This window comes from Pseudomonas sp. 18.1.10, assembly GCF_024655625.1.
Classification (GTDB): Bacteria; Pseudomonadota; Gammaproteobacteria; order Pseudomonadales; family Pseudomonadaceae; genus Aquipseudomonas.
The window spans coordinates 1-17,758 of sequence record NZ_JANLGL010000127.1 but is presented as its reverse complement, the minus strand read 5'-3'; the positions used below and the strand labels follow the sequence as shown (position 1 = coordinate 17,758).

The following is a 17,758-nucleotide window of genomic DNA, read 5'->3' as shown; positions in this document are numbered from 1 at the left end:
TCAGTCGAATCATCTGTGACTGACATACCGCATTCGCGAGCAAGCCCGCTCCCACATTTGTTTTGTGGTGAGGCTGAAAAATCAGCGCTGATGTACTAGCGCGCCCGCCGCATAGGTCTGCAACACCGTCCGATCATCCCCCAGCGTCATCAACACAAACAACGTCTCGGCAATGTCATTGGCCTGCTTCAAGCGATAGCTCAACAGCGGCGTAGCGTTGTAGTCCAGCACCAAAAAGTCCGCATCCGTGCCCGGCTGCAACGTGCCGATCTTGTCTTCCAGGCGCAGCGCCCGCGCACCGCCCAATGTGGCGAGATACAGCGACTTGAACGGGCTCAACCGCGCGCCCTGCAACTGCATGACCTTGTAGGCTTCGTTCAAGGTTTGCAGCAGCGAGAAGCTGGTGCCGCCGCCCACGTCCGTGCCCAGTCCTACATTCAATTTGTGCTTTTCCGCCATCGGCAGGTTGAACAAACCACTGCCGAGGAACAGGTTTGACGTCGGGCAGAACGCCACGGCGGAACCGGTCTCCGCCAACCGCGCGCACTCGTCGTCACACAGGTGTACGCCGTGGGCAAACACCGAGCGCTCGCCGAGCAGTTGGTAATGGTCGTACACATCCAGGTAGCCGTTGCGTTCAGGGAATAGCTCTTTTACCCACTCGATTTCCTGCTTGTTCTCACTGATGTGGGTCTGCATGTACAGGTCCGGGTATTCCCCCAGCAGTTGCCCGGCCAGCGCCAGTTGTTCCGGGGTGCTGGTCGGTGCAAAGCGTGGCGTGACGGCGTAGTGCAGGCGGCCCTTGCCGTGCCAGCGCTCGATCAGCGCCTTGCTTTCCTGGTAGCCGGATTCGGCGGTGTCGGTCAGGTAGTCCGGGGCGTTGCGGTCCATCATCACCTTGCCGGCGATCATGCGCAGGTCGAGCTTTTCGGCGGCTTCAAAGAATGCGTTCACCGACTGCGGATGCACGCTGCCAAACACCAGCGCGGTGGTGGTGCCGTTGCGTAGGAGTTCCTTGATGAAGATGTCCGCAACTTCCTCGGCGTGGGCCTTGTCGGCGAATTGGCTTTCACACGGGAAGGTGTAGGTGTTGAGCCAGTCCAGCAACTGCTCGCCGTAGGCGCCGACCATGCCGGTCTGCGGCAGGTGGATATGGGTGTCGATCAGGCCGGGGGTTATCAGGGCGTCCTGATGATGGGTGACGTCGATATCGGCAGGCAGGGTCGGCAGCAAATCGCTGGCATGGCCGACGGCGCTGATCTTGCCGTTTTCGATCACCAGCAGGCCGTCTTCGAAATACTCATAAGAGGCTTCGATGCCCACTTCGGCGGGGTCGGCGATGCTGTGCAGAATGGCGGCACGGTAGGCTTTGCGAGTCAAAGGCATGGTCGTCTCAATTCAAATGGCTTGGCTGCGACGCGACGCCGGCAGCAGTTTGGCAATAGGTTCGGCACTCGCAGTGTGCTGGCCGAAATTGGCGTTATAGGTGGCGATGATTTCGCCGGCGATGGAAATCGCGATCTCCACCGGCAGTTTGCCCTTCACCTCGGTGAGGCCCATGGGGCAGCGCATGCGTTGCAGCTGCGCGGCGTCGAAGCCGCGGTCACGCAGGCGATGTTCGAACTTGACCCGTTTGGTCTTGGAGCCGATCAGGCCGAAGTAGGCGAAGTCATTGCGCTTGAGCAGGGCGGCGGTGAGTTCCAGGTCCAGCGCGTGATTGTGGGTCATGACGATGCAGTAACTGCCCACCGGCAGGTCGGCAATTTCATCGACCGGCTCTTCGCTGACGATTTTACGCACGCCTTCGGGGATATGTGCTGGAAACTCCTGTTCGCGGGAATCGATCCAGCGCACCCGGCACGGCAGGCTGGCCAGCAACGGCACCAACGCACGGCCGACATGGCCGGCGCCAAACACCGCGATCTGTGCCTGCACCTGGCCCATGGGTTCGAACAGCAGCACAGTCACGCCGCCGCAGCACTGGCCGAGGCTCGCGCCCAGGCTGAAGCGCTCCAGATGGGTGTTCTGCTGGCCACGCACGAGCATGTCCCGGGCGATTTGCATCGCCTTGTATTCCAGGTGCCCGCCGCCGATGGTGTCGAAGGTCTGGGCGGCGCTGATGACCATCTTGGAACCGGCGTTGCGCGGGGTGGAGCCGAGTTCTTCGATGATGGTTACCAGTACGCAGGGTTCGCCGCTGGTTTGCAGGTGGGCGAGGGCGCTGATCCAGTTGTTCATGTCTACCTCAACATTTCTGTTGTCAGTCAGGCCGTCTTCGCGAGCAAGCCCGCTCCCACATTTGGAATGCATTCCCCTGTGGGAGCGGGCTTGCTCGCGAAGGCAGCGCCTCGGTCTAGAGCGAAGCCATCTCGGTATCAGCCTCAACCACCTTCGCCGCATTCAACTGGCGCATTTGCTCACAGCCCCAAAGCACCCGCTCCGGCGTCGCCGGCGCATCGATCTTCGGCTGGTGGCGATAGTCACCCAGACTCGCCACCGCATCCTTGATCGCACACCACGAGGCAATCCCGAGCATGAACGGCGGCTCCCCCACGGCCTTGGAATGGAACACCGTGTCCTCCGGGTTCTTGCGGTTTTCCACCAGCTTCACCCGCAGGTCCAGTGGCATGTCCGCCACCGCCGGGATCTTGTAGCTGGCCGGGCCGTTGGTCATCAGCTTGCCCTTGTTGTTCCACACCAGCTCTTCCATGGTCAGCCAGCCCATGCCCTGGATAAACCCGCCTTCCACCTGGCCGATGTCGATGGCCGGGTTCAGCGAGGCGCCCACGTCGTGGAGGATGTCGGTGCGCAGCATCTTGTATTCGCCGGTCAGGGTATCGACGATCACTTCGCAGCACGCCGCGCCGAAGGCGAAGTAGTAGAACGGCCGCCCACGGGACTGGCTGCGGTCGTAGAAGATTTTCGGGGTCTTGTAGAAGCCGGTGCTGGACAACGACACCTGGGCGAAATACGCCTGCTGGATCAGCGCCTCGAACGTGAGGATCTGCTCACGCACGCGCACATGGCCGTTGTGGAATTGCACATCCGCTTCGCTCACATCGAACTTGCGCGCGGCGAATTCCACCAGGCGCTGCTTGATGATTTCGGCGGCGTTCTGCGCGGCCTTGCCGTTCAGGTCGGCGCCGCTGGACGCGGCGGTGGGCGAGGTGTTGGGCACCTTGTCGGTGTTGGTGGCGGTGATCTGCACGCGGTCGATTTCCACCTGGAACACTTCGGCCACCACCTGCGCGACCTTGGTGTTCAAGCCCTGGCCCATCTCGGTGCCGCCGTGGTTCAGGTGGATGCTGCCGTCGGTGTAGATGTGGATCAGCGCACCGGCCTGGTTGAGGAAACTGGCGGTAAACGAAATGCCGAATTTCACCGGGGTCAACGCCAGGCCTTTTTTCAGGATCGGGCTGTGGGCGTTGTACAGGCGGATCGCTTCGCGGCGCTCGGCGTATTGGCTGCTGGTCTCCAGCTCGGCGGTCATCTCTTCGAGCAGGTTGTGCTCGACGGTCTGGTAGTAGTGGGTGACGTTGCGTTCGGTCTTGCCGTAGTAGTTGACCTTGCGCACTGCCAGCGGATCGAGGGCCAGGTGACGAGCAATGGCGTCCATCACTTCTTCGATGGCGACCATGCCTTGCGGGCCGCCGAAACCGCGATAGGCGGTGTTGGACGCGGTGTTGGTCTTGCAGCGATGGCCGTTGACCGTGGCATCGCCCAGGTAATACGAGTTGTCGGAATGAAACATCGCGCGGTCGACAATCGAGTTGGACAAGTCCGGCGAGCAACCGCAGTTGCCGGCCAGGTCGAGGTTGATCCCGTGCAGGCGGCCAGTGTCGTCAAAGCCCACGTCGTATTCGATATAGAAGGGGTGACGCTTGCCGGTCATCAGCATGTCTTCGACGCGCGGCAGGCGCATCTTGGTCGGCTGGCCGGTAAGGCGCGCCACCACCGCGCACAGGCACGCGGGGCTGGCGGCCTGGGTTTCCTTGCCGCCGAAACCGCCGCCCATGCGGCGCATATCCACGACGATTTTATTCATCGACACGTCCAGCACTTCGGCCACCAGTTTTTGCACTTCGGTGGGGTTTTGCGTGGAGCAGTAGACGATCATGCCGCCGTCTTCGGTGGGCATCACCGAGGAGATCTGGGTCTCCAGGTAGAAGTGTTCCTGGCCGCCAATGTGCAGGGTGCCCTGGATGCGGTTTTTCGCCGACGCCAGTGCGCTGGCTGAATCGCCGCGTTGGTGGGTGTGGCTGTCGAGCACGAAGTGTTTCTTGCGGAAGGCCTCGACCACGTCCAGCACCGGTTCGAGGTCTTCGTATTCGATCACCGCCGCCATCGCGGCTTTGCGTGCGGTTTCCAGGTCGCGCGCGGCGACGGCGAGTACGACCTGGCCGACGAACTGTACGGTGTCGATGGCCAGCAACGGATCGCCAGGCATCAATGGGCCGATGTCTTTCAGGCCGGGCACGTCTTCGTGAGTGATCGCGATGCGCACGCCTTCAAACGCGTAGCAGGGCGCGGTGTCGATGCTGATGATGCGGGCGTGGGCGCGGTCGGACATGCGCGCATACAGGTGCAGTTGGTTGGGGAATTCCAGGCGGTCATCGATGTACTGCGCTTCGCCGGAAACGTGCTTGGCGGCGCTGTCATGCTTGACGCTGCGGCCCACGCCGGAGGTGAGGTCCTGGGCGAACAGCTCGGCCAGTTCGGCTTGGGTTTTAACGACGGCGTGATGGTTAGACATAAGCGGTCACCCGAGTCTCGATGTGCGGCGTTTGCAGTTCGATGAAGTATTTGCGCAGCAGGTTCTGCGCGCTGAGCAGGCGGTATTCCTTGCTGGCGCGGAAGTCCGACAGCGGGGTGAAGTCCTCGGCCAGGGCGGCGCAGGCTTTCTCCACGGTGGCGCTGTTCCAGGTGGCGCCGACCAGCACGGCTTCACAGCTTTTTGCGCGTTTTGGCGTGGCAGCCATGCCGCCAAAGGCCACGCGGGCTTCGCGGATCACGCCGTTGTCGATCTGCAGGTTGAACGCGGCGCAGACGGCGGAAATATCGTCGTCCAGGCGCTTGGACACCTTGTAGGCGCGAAACAGTGCGTGGCCCTTCGGTACGATGATCTTCTCGATGAATTCGCTGTCCTGGCGTGCGGTGACGCGGTAGTCGATGAAGTAGTCTTCGAGCGCCAGGGTGCGCCGGGTGTTGCCCTTGCACAGCACGATCTGCGCACCGAGGGCGATCAGCAGCGGCGGCGAATCGCCGATTGGCGAGGCGTTGCCGATATTGCCGCCGAGGGTGCCCTGGTTGCGGATCTGCAAGGAGGCGAAGCGGTGCAGCAATTCGCCGAAGTCCGGGTATTCGTGGTGCAGCGCGGTGTAGCAGTCGGAGAGGGCGGTGGCGGCGCCGATTTCCAGGCGGTCGGCGAAGTCGTCGATGCGCTTCATCTCTTCGATATTGCCGACGTAGATCATCACCGGCAGCGTGCGGTGGAACTGGGTGACTTCCAGCGCCAGGTCGGTGCCGCCGGCCAGCAGGCGGGCTTGCGGATAGGAGTCGTAGAGGTCGGCCAAGTCGGCGACGGTGAGCGGCACCAGGCAGCGTTTGTCGCCGCTGTTGAGTTCACCGGTTTGCGTCGGCGCGATGGCTTTGAGACGGGCGATGGTGTCGGCCTGGCGGCTGTCGAACTGATCCTGCGGCTTGTTGCAGCAGGCCTGTTCGGCGGCGGCGAGGATCGGCCGATAACCGGTGCAGCGGCACAGGTTGCCGGCCAGGGCTTCGTGGGCTTTCTGGGTGTCGGGGGCGTCGCTGTTCTTTTGCAGGGCGAACAACGACATCACGAAACCGGGGGTGCAAAAGCCGCATTGCGAGCCGTGGCACTCGACCATGGCCTGTTGCACGCTGTGCAGTTGGCCCTGGTGCTTGAGGTCTTCGACGCTGATAAGTTGCTTGCCGTGCAGGGACGAGACGAACGTCAGGCACGAGTTGAGGCTGCGGTAACGAATCTGCTCGGTGCCTTGCGCATTGGTGTGCAGCTCGCCGACCACGACGGTACACGCACCACAGTCGCCGCTGGCGCAGCCTTCCTTGGTACCGGATTTGCCCAGGTGCTCACGCAAGTAGTTGAGCACGGTGAGATTGGGGTCCAGGGCGTGCTCGCTACGGAGTTCCTGGTTAAGTAAAAACTGGATCACGGAAGGCCTCGCAGACTCATTATTGTTGTTAACCGCTTTGCGCCGAATCTAGTCATCTCTGACTTTTCGGTCAACGATTTTCTGACCAGAAGGTCAAGAAAATCCGGTCGCAACACTTTCAATTATGGTCCAGTCTTCTGGAACCGGCGTTTTCAGGGGCTTTTGAGTTTTCAGCTGTGCTTATTCCGTGCCAAATTCGCCACGGTGGGCGTAGCGCCATCAGCGGGCCAATGCGCTACACTGCCGCGCTTGTATCGATAGAAGATTTTGAAGGTAAAACATGACGTTCAAGGCGCCGGACAGCCTCGCCGAGCAAATCGCTCACCACCTCGCCGAACGCATCATTCGCGGCGAACTCAAGCCTGGGGAGCGGATCCAGGAGCAAAAGGTCACGCTGGCGCTTAATGTCAGCCGTGGTTCCGTGCGCGAAGCCTTGCTGATCCTCGAACGCCGCCACCTGATCGCGATCCTGCCGCGCCGTGGCGCCCACGTCACCGAACTCACCGCGCACAAGGTGCAGAGCCTGTGCACGCTGATGGGCGAGTTATACATCCTGCTCGGCAATGCGGTCGCCCAAGGCTGGCAGACCCAGGCCGACATGGCGCCGTTCGTGCAGATCCAGCAGCGCCTGGTGACGAATTTCGAGCGCCAGGACATCCGCGCCTTCGTCGAAGAAAGCTTCAACGTGATGCGCGCCGCGTACCCCTTCGCCAACAACCCGTACTTGCAGGAAACCGTGGAAAACCTGCAGCCGGCGATGAACCGCGCCTATTACCTGGCCCTGGATCAGCGCAAGGCGTCCATGAGCGAATACCTGGTGCTGTTCGAGCAATTGCTCGCAGCCGTCCTCGCCCGTGACCTGCCACAGATCCGCCAGGTGTTGTCGGCTTACGGCGAGCGCAGCTGCTCGTTGGTCATTGCTGCGTTGGCGGACGCCTAAACGTGCGGCTCAAGTGCATCAAACTGGCGGGGTTCAAATCCTTCGTCGACCCGACCACGGTGAACTTCCCCAGTAATATGGCGGCGGTGGTCGGGCCCAATGGTTGCGGCAAGTCGAACATCATCGACGCCGTCCGTTGGGTGATGGGCGAGAGCTCGGCCAAAAACCTGCGCGGCGAGTCGATGACCGACGTCATCTTCAACGGCTCCACCAGCCGTAAGCCGGTGAGCCAGGCCAGTATCGAACTGGTGTTCGACAACTCCGATGGCACCTTGATTGGCGAGTACGCGGCCTACGCGGAAATCTCGATTCGCCGCAAAGTGACCCGCGACAGCCAGAACAGTTATTTCCTCAACGGCACCAAGTGTCGCCGTCGGGATATCACCGATATTTTCCTCGGCACCGGCCTGGGCCCGCGCAGCTACTCGATCATCGAGCAGGGCATGATCTCCAAGCTGATCGAAGCCAAGCCCGAAGACCTGCGCAACTTTATCGAGGAAGCGGCCGGCATCTCCAAGTACAAGGAGCGCCGCCGCGAGACCGAAAACCGCATCCGCCGCACCCACGAAAACCTCGCCCGCCTCACCGACCTGCGCGAAGAGCTGGAGCGCCAGTTGGAGCGCCTGCACCGCCAGGCCCAGGCGGCCGAGAAGTATCAGGAATACAAGGGCGAAGAGCGCCAGCTCAAGGCGCAACTGTCGGCCCTGCGCTGGCAGGCGCTGAACGAGCAGGTCGGCCAGCGCGAGGCGATCATCGGCACCCAGGAAATCAGCTTTGAAGCGCTGGTGGCCGAACAGCGCAATGCCGATGCCAGCATCGAACGCCTGCGTGACGGGCACCATGATTTGTCCGAGCGCTTCAATCTGGTGCAAGGGCGGTTCTATTCGGTGGGCGGCGATATTGCCCGCGTCGAGCAGAGCATCCAGCACGGCCAGCAGCGCCTGCGCCAGTTGCAGGACGATCTCAAGGAAGCCGAACGCGCGCGCCTGGAGACCGAATCCCACCTGGGCCACGACCGCACCTTGCTGCTGACCCTTGGCGAAGAGCTGGACATGCTCACCCCCGAGCAGGAAGTCACCAGCGCCGCCGCCGAAGAAGCCGCCGCCGCCCTGGAAGAATCCGAAAGCACCATGCACGGCTGGCAGGAGCAGTGGGACACGTTCAACCTGCAATCCGCCGAGCCGCGCCGCCAGGCCGAGGTGCAGCAGTCGCGCATCCAGCAACTGGAAACCAGCATGGAGCGTTTGGCCGAGCGCCAGCGCCGCTTGCAGGAAGAGCGCGTGCTGCTCGCCGCCGACCCGGAAGACGCGGCGATCATGGAGCTGAGCGAGCAACTGGCCGAAAGCGAAATGACGCTTGAGGAGCTGGAAGCCAGCGAAGAACAACAAGTGGAGCGCCTGGAGCAATTGCGTCAGCAACTGCAACAGGCGACCCAGGCACAGCAGCAGGCCCAGGGCGATTTGCAGCGGCTTAACGGCCGGCTCGCCTCCCTTGAAGCGTTGCAACAAGCGGCGTTGGACCCCGGCACCGGCACCGCCGAATGGCTGCGCGACCAGCATCTGGCCGAACGCCCGCGCCTGGCCGAAGGTTTGAAGGTCGAAGCGGGTTGGGAGCTGGCGGTGGAAACCGTGCTCGGCGCCGACCTGCAAGCCGTGCTGGTGGACGATTTTGGCGGCTTCGACCTGGCCGGTTTTACCCAGGGCGACCTGCGCTTGCTCAGCCCTGCTGCCGATGGCCAGCGGGTGCCCGGCAGTTTGCTGGACAAGGTCGAAGCGGCGATTGATCTGTCGCCGTGGCTGGGCCAGGTCAAGCCGGTTGAATCACTTGAACAGGCCCTGGCCCAGCGCAGCCAATTGGCAGCCGGCGAAAGCCTTATCAGCCGCGATGGTTACTGGGTCGGCCGGCACTTCCTGCGGGTACGCCGCGCCAGCGAAGCGGAAAGCGGCGTATTGGCCCGTGGCCAGGAAATCGTCAGCCTGATCGCCGAGCGCGAAGAACGCGAAGCAACGCTGGAAAGCCTGGAAACCCAACTGCAAACCCTGCGCGCCACCCAGCGCCAGCAAGAAACCGGTCGCGAACACCTGCGCCGCCTGTTGCAGGACGAAGCGCGTCAGCAAGGTGAACTCAAGGCCCAGCTCTCCGCGAGCAAGGCCAAGGCCGAACAGCTGACCCTGCGCCGCACCCGCCTCGACGAAGAAGTCGCCGAGATGGGCGAGCAGCGCGCCCTGGAGCACGAACAGATCGGCGAAGCGCGCCTGCAGTTGCAGGAAGCCCTCGACAGCATGGCCCTCGACACCGAGCAGCGCGAACTGTTGCTGGCCCAGCGTGACAGCCTGCGCGAACGCCTCGACCGCGTGCGCCAGGAAGCCCGCCAGCACAAGGACCATGCGCATCAATTGGCGGTGCGCTTGGGCTCGCTCAAGGCCCAGCACGCGTCCACCGCCCAGGCCCTTGAGCGCCTGGAGATGCAGTCCGAACGCCTCACCGAAAAACGCGAGCAACTGAGCCTCAACCTGGAAGAGGGCGAAGCGCCGCTGGAAGAGTTGCGCCTCAAGCTCGAAGAGTTGCTCGACAAGCGCATGACCGTCGACGAAGAACTCAAGACCGCGCAAATCGCCCTGGAAGACGCCGACCGCGAACTGCGCGACGCCGAGAAACGCCGGACCCAGGCCGAGCAGCAATCCCAGTTGATCCGCGGCCAGCTCGAACAACAACGCATGGAATGGCAAGCCCTGACCGTGCGCCGCAAGACCCTGCAAGACCAGTTGCTGGAAGACGGCTATGACTTGCACGGCGTGCTCAACACGTTGACCACCCAGGCCAACGAAAAAGACGCCGAAGAGGAACTTGAGCGGATTGCCGCGCGTATCCAGCGCCTTGGCGCGATCAACCTCGCGGCCATCGACGAATACCAGCAACAATCCGAGCGTAAACGTTATCTGGACGCGCAGGACGCCGACTTGGTCGAAGCCCTGGACACGTTGGAAAACGTGATCCGCAAGATCGACAAGGAAACCCGCAACCGCTTCAAAGATACCTTCGATCAGATTAATAGCGGTTTACAGGCGTTATTCCCGAAAGTTTTCGGTGGTGGCAGCGCTTACTTGGAACTGACGGGCGAAGATCTACTCGATACAGGGGTAACGATCATGGCGCGGCCCCCGGGCAAGAAGAACAGCACCATCCATTTGTTGTCCGGCGGCGAAAAAGCCCTGACCGCATTGGCCCTGGTATTTGCCATCTTCAAGTTGAACCCGGCGCCGTTCTGCATGCTCGATGAAGTTGACGCGCCGCTGGATGACGCTAACGTTGGACGCTATGCACGACTGGTCAAAGAGATGTCCCAGACCGTGCAGTTCATCTATATCACCCACAATAAGATCGCCATGGAAATGGCTGACCAGTTGATGGGCGTGACGATGCATGAACCGGGTTGTTCGCGTTTGGTGGCGGTGGATGTGGAAGAAGCGATGGCGATGGTGGAATCCTGACCCAGGCTTCGAAAGAGAATTTTCAGCAGGATGTAAGGTGTTTTACCGGTCTGGCAAAGATGGCCTAACGACATAATTGTTCAAGGCATTTTGACAGACGGTGTAAAGTTATCTTTGGTCGTGCTAGTTTAATGTCAATTTTTCGTGTGCGTGGGCAAAACGTCAGTCAGAACATAGAGTTGGCGCCACGTTTTAAAGCGGTTTGCACGGTGCTAAACCCCTTATTTTTCAGCATTTTTTATTAGAGGCACGGGATTACATGGAAATCGGTCTGCGCGAGTGGCTGATCGTCATCGGCATTATTGTCATTGCCGGTATTCTTTTTGATGGCTGGCGCCGGATGCGCGGCGGCAAGGGCAAGCTTAAGTTTCGCCTGGACCGCAACCTGTCCAACCTGCCAGACGACGACGGCGCCGCCGAGCTGCTGGGGCCGCCCCGTGTGCTGGATACCCATAAGGAACCGCAACTGGACGAGCACGACCTGCCGTCGATGAGCGCGCCGTTGCGTGAGGCGCGCGAGCCGTCGTCCAAGCGTGGCAAGCGTGCCAGCGCCGCTGTGGCCGAGCCGCATCAGGGCGACCTGAACCTCGACGTCGATGATGGCCCGAGCTTCAGCAGCCGCGATGATGACTTCCCGGATGAAAACGTCGGCAAGACGGCGCCGCGCCAATCGGTCAACGACCAGCCGGCCGCGGAAGAAGTGCTGGTAATCAGCGTGATCTGTCGCGACGCCGCCGGTTTCAAAGGCCCGGCGCTGTTGCAGAACATCCTCGAAAGCGGCCTGCGTTTTGGCGAGATGGATATCTTCCACCGTCACGAAAGCATGGCCGGCAACGGCGAAGTGCTGTTCTCCATGGCCAACGCGGTCAAGCCGGGCACGTTTGACCTGGACGACATCGACCTGTTCAGCACCCCGGCCGTGAGCTTCTTCCTCGGCCTGCCAGGCCCCCGTCACCCGAAACAAGCCTTCGACGTGATGGTGGCTGCCGCGCGCAAGTTGTCCCAGGAACTGAACGGCGAGCTCAAGGACGACCAACGCAGCGTCCTGACTGCGCAGACCATCGAACATTACCGTCAGCGCATCGTCGAGTTCGAGCGTCGCGCCCTGACACAAAAACGCTGAGTAGAATAAGCGCACCAACATTTGAGCAGCTTCGGCTGCTCTTTTGCTTTATGAGAGAACACCATGACCGCCGCCCACACCCGCATCCTCGAACTGCGCGCTGAACTGGATCAGCACAACTACCGTTACCACGTCCTCGACGAGCCGAGCATCCCGGACGCCGAGTACGACCGGTTGTTCCACGAGCTCAAGGCCCTGGAGGCCGAGCACCCGGACCTGGTCACGCGGGATTCGCCGACGCAGCGGGTCGGCAGTGCGGCGTTGTCGGCGTTCACCCAGGTCAAGCATGAAGTGCCAATGCTCAGCCTCGGCAACGCGTTTGATGAAACCACCATGCTCGAATTTGATCGCCGCGTGACCGAAGGCCTCGACCTGCCGGCCGGTGATCTGTTCGGCGGTGGCGCGGTGGTGGAATACAGTTGCGAACCCAAGCTGGACGGCCTGGCGGTCAGCCTGCTGTATCAGGACGGCGAGCTGGTACGCGGCGCCACCCGTGGCGATGGCACCACCGGCGAAGACATCAGTGTCAACGTGCGCACCGTGCGCAATATCCCGCTGAAACTGCACGGCAGCGGCTGGCCGGCGACCCTGGAAGTGCGTGGCGAAGTGTTCATGTCCAAGGCCGGTTTCGAGCGGCTCAATGCCTCGCAGCTGGAAGTCGGCGGCAAGACCTTCGCCAACCCGCGCAACGCCGCTGCCGGCAGCCTGCGCCAGCTGGATTCGAAGATCACCGCCAGCCGCCCGCTGGAGTTCTGCTGCTACGGCGTGACCACCGACATCAGCGACACCCACATCGGCAACCTGCAACAACTGCAACAGTGGGGCATGCCCATCAGCCATGAGCTGAAACTGGCCAAGGGCATTCAGGATTGCCTGGACTACTACCGCGACATCGGCGAGCGCCGCAACAGCCTGCCGTACGAGATCGACGGCGTGGTGTTCAAGGTCAACAGCATTGCCTACCAGCGCGAACTGGGCTTCCGCGCCCGTGAGCCGCGCTGGGCGATCGCGCATAAATTCCCGGCCCTGGAAGAACTGACCGAACTGCTCGACGTGGAATTCCAGGTCGGCCGTACCGGCGCCGTCACCCCGGTGGCGCGCTTGAAGCCAGTCAAGGTCGCGGGTGTGACCGTGTCCAATGCCACCTTGCACAACATGGATGAAGTGGCGCGCCTGGGCGTGATGATCGGCGACACCGTCATCATCCGCCGCGCCGGGGACGTGATCCCGCAAGTCGTCTCCGTGGTGCTCGAACGCCGCCCGGAAAACGCCCGCGCGGTGCCGATCCCCGAAAGCTGCCCGGTGTGCGGCTCCCATGTGGAACGCACCCAGCTGGTCAAACGCAGCAAAGGCAAGGAAACCGTCAGCGAAGGCGCGGTGTACCGCTGCGTCGGGCGCCTGGCGTGTGGCGCGCAGCTCAAGCAGGCGATCATCCATTTTGTCTCGCGCCGGGCCATGGACATCGACGGCCTGGGCGACAAGACCATCGAGCAACTGGTGGACGAAAAACTCATCGGCTCGCCGGCGGATCTCTACAAGCTCAAGTACGAGCAGATCATCGACCTGGAAGGCTTCGCCGACATCTCCAGCAAGAAGCTGATCGCCGCCATCGAAAACAGCAAGACACCGACCCTGGCGCGCTTTATCTATGCGCTGGGCATCCCCGACGTGGGCGAGGAGACGGCCAAGGTGCTGGCGCGCTCCCTGGCGTCCCTGGAGCGCGTGCAGAAGGCCTTGCCGGAAGTGCTGACGTACTTGCCGGACGTCGGCCTGGAAGTGGCGCACGAGATCCACAGCTTCTTTGAGGACAGCCATAACCAGGAGGTGATCGGCGCGTTGCTGTCACCGGAAGAATGCGGCCTGCAATTGCAGGATCAGGGCGACCTCAGCGCCGAGTTCGCCGCCAGCACCACCTTGGGCGGCTTGCTCGACAAGCTGCACGTGCCGAGCGTCGGCCCGGGTGCTGCGCAGAAACTCGCGGACAAGTTCGGCAGCCTCGAAGGCGTAATCCAGGCGGACTGGCTGGACATGCGCCAGGCGCTGCCGGAGAAGCAGGCCAAGGCCGTGCGTGAGTTTTTCGATAATGCCGACAACGCCAACCGCGCCCTGGCCATCGAGCAGCAGCTCAAGGACTTTGGCATGCATTGGCACAGCGAGAAGAAGGTCGTCGAAGGCTTGCCCGAGGCCGGTCACACCTGGGTGCTGACCGGCTCCCTGGAGCTGATGAGCCGCGACGTGGCCAAGGACAAGCTGGAAAGCCTCGGCGCCAAGGTGGCGGGCTCCGTCTCGGCGAAAACCCACTGCGTGGTGGCCGGCCCGGGCGCCGGCTCAAAACTGGCCAAGGCCAGCGAACTGGGGCTCAAGGTCCTCGACGAAGAAGCCTTCGTCGCCTTCCTCGCCAAGCACAACATCACCGTCTGATCGCGCCCTGTGGCGAGGGAGCTTGCTCCCGCTGGGCCGCGCAGCGGCCCCCTTGTAGGAAAACGGAACGATCTCAACCCGCAAATGATCTAGTCTCAGTCATCCAGGGGAGAGATCGCCATGTTCCGCTACTTCGAGCAGCTCAGTTCACGCATCGCCGCCCCCTTCGTGGCCGGGCCCTCTCGCGACGGCAAGGTGTGGCAATGCCGCTGCGGCCAATCCCTGTTCTTTCGCAACAGCCAATGCCTGGCCTGCCAGGCCCTGCTGGGCTATCAACCGCAACAAAGCCGGCTCGCCTCCCTGCAACCCGGCCCCGTGGTCGGCACCTGGCTGCAAGACGGCAATCTCGACGCCGGCGCCTTTCGCCGCTGCGCCAACCTCGACACCCCGGCCGCCTGCAACTGGCTGATCCCCGCCCACAGCACCGCGCCGCTGTGCGTGGCGTGCAGCCTCAACCGCACCATCCCCGACCTGTCTGTCGCGGAAAACCCCGAACGCTGGCGCAAAGTGGAGATCGCCAAGCGCCGCCTGGTGGCCCAACTCATCAGCCTCGGCTTGCAAGTGGTGCCCAAGAGCGTCGATGAAGACACCGGCCTGGCCTTCGATTTTGTCGGTATCGACCTGGAAGGCAACGCGCCCATGACCGGCCACGCCAACGGCCTGATTACCCTCGACATCAAGGAGGCCGACGACGCCCACCGTGAGAAAGTTCGCGTACAGATGCGTGAGCCATACCGCACCTTACTCGGGCATTTTCGCCATGAAGTCGGCCATTACTACTGGGACCGCCTGATCGCCAATACCCACTGGCTAGAACCGTTTCGCCACCTGTTCGGCGACGAGCGCGCCAGTTACGCCGATGCCCTCGACCAGCACTACCAGAACGGCCCGCGCCCCGACTGGCAACAGACCTGCGTCAGCGCCTACGCCACCATGCACCCTTGGGAAGACTGGGCCGAAACCTGGGCTCACTACCTGCACATGATGGATGCCGTCGATACGGCGCTGGGCTTTGGCATGAGCGCCCGCGAAATGGACCTGGATTACCAGCCGTTCCCCCTCAGCACCCTCTACGACCCCGAACACCCGGGCGGCGTGGCGTTCCTCTCGTTCGTCAACGCCTGGATCGAACTGGCCGGCATGCTCAACGAACTGTCGCGCAGCATGGGCCAGCCGGATTTCTATCCCTTCGTGCTGCCACCGGCAGTGATTGCCAAGCTGCACTTCATCCATCTGGTGATCCAGGAAGAGGGCGGAAGGGCAGATGAAGTCCTCCAGGCCCAGTGAAATGGCTTTTCTGTGGGAGCTGGCTTGCCTGCGATAGCATCACCGCGGTCTAACTGATACACCGAGGTGCCTGCATCGCAGGCAAGCCAGCTCCCACAGGGGGGCGGTGTACTGGCTGAGGCCGTGGGCAAGTGCTTGAACCGCCAGATGTTTTTATTCCAGCACCAACGGTTGTAACTTCCGATGAGATCGGTACAATGGCCCCGCTTGCCAAGAGGCAGGCGTCGTTATGGTGACCCCATCGGTCCCCCCGCAACGATTACCCGTGAACCTGGTCAGAGCCGGAAGGCAGCAGCCACAGCGGGAACATTGTGTGCCGGGGTGTGGCTGGTGGGGTTGCCTCCATAACGCTCTCCCTTGCAGTACCTCTTCTGCGTCAAATCAAAAAATCCTTTATATAGCCACCTGCACAACTTATTGCGCAGCGATGACGGCTGTCTCACAACTTTAAATTCCCCCACTTTACAAGCCAAAACCACCTTGTTAGTTTGCGCCGGCCGCTTGTTTCAGAATGTGACAAGTGCACGGAATTGATATTGAAGTGCTATCACTTCTTTAACTTACAAGGATGTCTGTGATGAAAAGCCTGCAAGGGTTGCCCCGTCTTATCAGTGCGTCGGTGGGCGCTCCCGGTAAAGCCCGCAACTTGCCCGCCGATGTGCAGTGCATCCAGTACTTATTTAATCTGATCATTCCCAAGCTGGGTTTTCCGCTGGCCGAGAACGGCAAGTGCGACGGCCAATTGGTGCAATGCATCAGCCAGTATCAGTTCCGCCATCTCAAGTACGCGCACCCCGATGGGGTGATCGATCCGACGGGCCGCACCTTCAACAGCCTGATTGAAGAAGCGGTGAAAGTGCCGGTGAAGGCCTTCCCGGCGATGCGCATCCCGAGCTTTCTCAATGTGTTCGGCAATAACTCGGGCGATGCAGTGCAGGCCACGGTCAATGTGTACCTGGACCGCATGCGCGCGATGGTCGAGGCCGAGCGGCGCAACCGCCAACTGGTGCTCCAGGCCACGTGCGACGGCGGCATGACCCTGACGGAAAGTGACTTCCAGAACGCCGCCAAGCAGTTGGGCAACGGCATCTCGGTCAATATCATCAAGGCGTTCGCCACGGTTGAATCGGGCGGGCGCTCGGGGTTCGGGCCGGCGAAGTTGCCGGTGATCGCCTTTGAAGGGCACCTGTTTCGCAAGTACACCAAACACATCTACGACCAGGCGCATCCGCTGCTGTCGTATCCCTATGTGCGCAAAGCCGGGCCGCAGTGGCAGGTCAACAACAAGGATCAGGTCAAGGCCTGGGAGACCATGGCCACCGCCTTTGCGTTGGATCAGGAAGCGGCGTTGATGTCGGCGTCATGGGGCATGTTTCAGGTGATGGGTTTCAACTTCGCGGCGTGCGGTTACAAGACGGTGTTCGAGTTTGTCGCGGCATTAAAGATTAATGCCGGCAGCCAACTAAGGGCGTTCCTGAGTTTTTGCAGTCAGAGCCCGACACTGATGAAGGCCATGAAGGACAAGGATTACGTGGCCATGGCGCGTAACTACAACGGCAAGGATTACGGCAACTATGACGTGCTTATCGAAAAAGCCTACAACGCCCTTGAAGGAAAAAAATAAGATGATCCGTGTTCTGACGATGGGTGTGTTGTCGTTGTGCGCCGTGGCCCCGGCGTTTGCGGGTGCGCCTGCGCTGCATTCGGGCATGTATGAAGGGCTGATGCTGGCGGTGACGCCCGAGCACCGGGTGGAAGGTTTTTACGCGGAAGAGCTGGGTGAGGGCGTCAGCCGATGTGCGTTCTACCTACAAGGCAACGGGAACGTACTGACCACCTGGCTCGTCGATGCCTACCCTGGCAGCGTGACACCGTCCACCGACGGCGTGACCTTGACCGTGGAGCAGGGCCGTCAGCATCCCGGTTGCATGAACGTGCTGATGCCGGAGATAGCCACGGGGCTGGATCTGACCCAGACCGCGAATAAACAGTGGATTGGCCTGGTGACGGTGTCCGTCGATAAGGTTTACCTGCTGAAAACCCCGGGGGCCAAGGCGGCCAAGCGTCCGTATATCGTCAAGGATGATGTGGTGGGCGTGCTGGCCGTGAAGGATGGCTGGGCGCAGGTTGAGTTTATCAATGCGCAGAATCGATCGTTTATTGGTTGGATCAGCGAGGGGCAGTACGCGCGTCTGGCGCCTCCGAAAAGCTGATCTCAACAACAACACACATCAAAAATGTGGGAGCGGGCTTGCTCGCGAATGCGGTGTATCAGAAACAGATGTGCTGACTGACCCACCGC

The 17,758-nt window shown here is 61.6% G+C and carries 11 protein-coding genes and 1 other RNA gene; 8 read left to right on the top strand and 4 right to left on the bottom strand.

The window, feature by feature from the left end; translation table 11 throughout:
- Nucleotides 1-81 precede the first annotated feature (81 nt).
- The 4 genes from guaD to xdhA all read right to left on the bottom strand — a co-directional run bounded on the left by guaD (nt 82) and on the right by xdhA (nt 6,194).
- Complete coding sequence (gene guaD, locus NUV89_RS19835) at nt 82-1,386, bottom strand: guanine deaminase (RefSeq protein WP_257782636.1); 1,305 nt, start codon at nt 1,384-1,386, stop codon at nt 82-84.
- Nucleotides 1,387-1,398: 12 nt separating this feature from the next.
- Nucleotides 1,399-2,238 carry a xanthine dehydrogenase accessory protein XdhC gene (gene xdhC / locus NUV89_RS19830; protein ID WP_257782635.1) on the bottom strand — a complete coding sequence of 280 codons (840 nt, stop codon included), beginning with the start codon at nt 2,236-2,238 and terminating at the stop codon, nt 1,399-1,401.
- A 115-nt stretch (nt 2,239-2,353) separates the two neighbouring features.
- Nucleotides 2,354-4,753 carry a xanthine dehydrogenase molybdopterin binding subunit gene (xdhB, locus tag NUV89_RS19825; RefSeq protein ID WP_257782634.1) on the bottom strand — a complete coding sequence of 800 codons (2,400 nt, stop codon included), beginning with the start codon at nt 4,751-4,753 and terminating at the stop codon, nt 2,354-2,356.
- A complete protein-coding gene (gene xdhA / locus NUV89_RS19820) occupies nt 4,746-6,194 on the bottom strand; it encodes a xanthine dehydrogenase small subunit (RefSeq protein WP_257782633.1) in 1,449 nt (482 codons plus the stop codon). The genes xdhB and xdhA overlap by 8 nt, the downstream gene beginning before the upstream one ends.
- A gap of 280 nt (nt 6,195-6,474) precedes the next feature.
- Here xdhA and NUV89_RS19815 point away from each other — a divergent pair, with 280 nt between their 5' ends.
- From NUV89_RS19815 to NUV89_RS19780, 8 genes are all read left to right on the top strand, one after another.
- Nucleotides 6,475-7,134 carry a GntR family transcriptional regulator gene (locus NUV89_RS19815; RefSeq protein WP_124526631.1) on the top strand — a complete coding sequence of 220 codons (660 nt, stop codon included), beginning with the start codon at nt 6,475-6,477 and terminating at the stop codon, nt 7,132-7,134.
- Nucleotides 7,135-7,136: 2 nt separating this feature from the next.
- Nucleotides 7,137-10,625: a chromosome segregation protein SMC gene (smc, locus tag NUV89_RS19810; protein ID WP_257782632.1), complete on the top strand. Its 3,489-nt coding sequence runs from the start codon at nt 7,137-7,139 to the stop codon at nt 10,623-10,625.
- A gap of 259 nt (nt 10,626-10,884) precedes the next feature.
- On the top strand, nt 10,885-11,748 hold the full coding sequence (gene zipA / locus NUV89_RS19805) for a cell division protein ZipA (protein WP_207041725.1): 864 nt from the start codon (nt 10,885-10,887) through the stop codon (nt 11,746-11,748).
- A gap of 63 nt (nt 11,749-11,811) precedes the next feature.
- Nucleotides 11,812-14,169, top strand: coding sequence for an NAD-dependent DNA ligase LigA (gene ligA, locus NUV89_RS19800; protein WP_257782631.1), 2,358 nt, complete (start codon nt 11,812-11,814; stop codon nt 14,167-14,169).
- Nucleotides 14,170-14,289: 120 nt separating this feature from the next.
- Nucleotides 14,290-15,456 (top strand): putative zinc-binding metallopeptidase, encoded by a 1,167-nt coding sequence (locus tag NUV89_RS19795; protein ID WP_257782630.1) that lies wholly within the window; start codon nt 14,290-14,292, stop codon nt 15,454-15,456.
- 239 nt (nt 15,457-15,695) lie between these two features.
- An RNA gene (gene ffs / locus NUV89_RS19790) (signal recognition particle sRNA small type) lies at nt 15,696-15,792 on the top strand.
- A gap of 241 nt (nt 15,793-16,033) precedes the next feature.
- Complete coding sequence (locus tag NUV89_RS19785; protein WP_257782629.1) at nt 16,034-17,080, top strand: N-acetylmuramidase family protein; 1,047 nt, start codon at nt 16,034-16,036, stop codon at nt 17,078-17,080.
- Nucleotide 17,081: 1 nt separating this feature from the next.
- Complete coding sequence (locus tag NUV89_RS19780; RefSeq protein ID WP_257782628.1) at nt 17,082-17,669, top strand: hypothetical protein; 588 nt, start codon at nt 17,082-17,084, stop codon at nt 17,667-17,669.
- The last annotated feature ends 89 nt before the right edge of the window (nt 17,670-17,758 follow it).

Coding starts and splice junctions, on each gene's coding strand:
- zipA (WP_207041725.1), top strand. CDS start 10,885: ATGGAAATCGGTCTGCGCGAGTGGCTGATCGTCATCGGCATTATTGTC.
- xdhB (WP_257782634.1), bottom strand. CDS start 4,753: ATGTCTAACCATCACGCCGTCGTTAAAACCCAAGCCGAACTGGCCGAG.
- NUV89_RS19780 (WP_257782628.1), top strand. CDS start 17,082: ATGATCCGTGTTCTGACGATGGGTGTGTTGTCGTTGTGCGCCGTGGCC.
- guaD (WP_257782636.1), bottom strand. CDS start 1,386: ATGCCTTTGACTCGCAAAGCCTACCGTGCCGCCATTCTGCACAGCATC.
- NUV89_RS19785 (WP_257782629.1), top strand. CDS start 16,034: ATGAAAAGCCTGCAAGGGTTGCCCCGTCTTATCAGTGCGTCGGTGGGC.
- xdhC (WP_257782635.1), bottom strand. CDS start 2,238: ATGAACAACTGGATCAGCGCCCTCGCCCACCTGCAAACCAGCGGCGAA.
- NUV89_RS19795 (WP_257782630.1), top strand. CDS start 14,290: ATGTTCCGCTACTTCGAGCAGCTCAGTTCACGCATCGCCGCCCCCTTC.
- NUV89_RS19815 (WP_124526631.1), top strand. CDS start 6,475: ATGACGTTCAAGGCGCCGGACAGCCTCGCCGAGCAAATCGCTCACCAC.
- ligA (WP_257782631.1), top strand. CDS start 11,812: ATGACCGCCGCCCACACCCGCATCCTCGAACTGCGCGCTGAACTGGAT.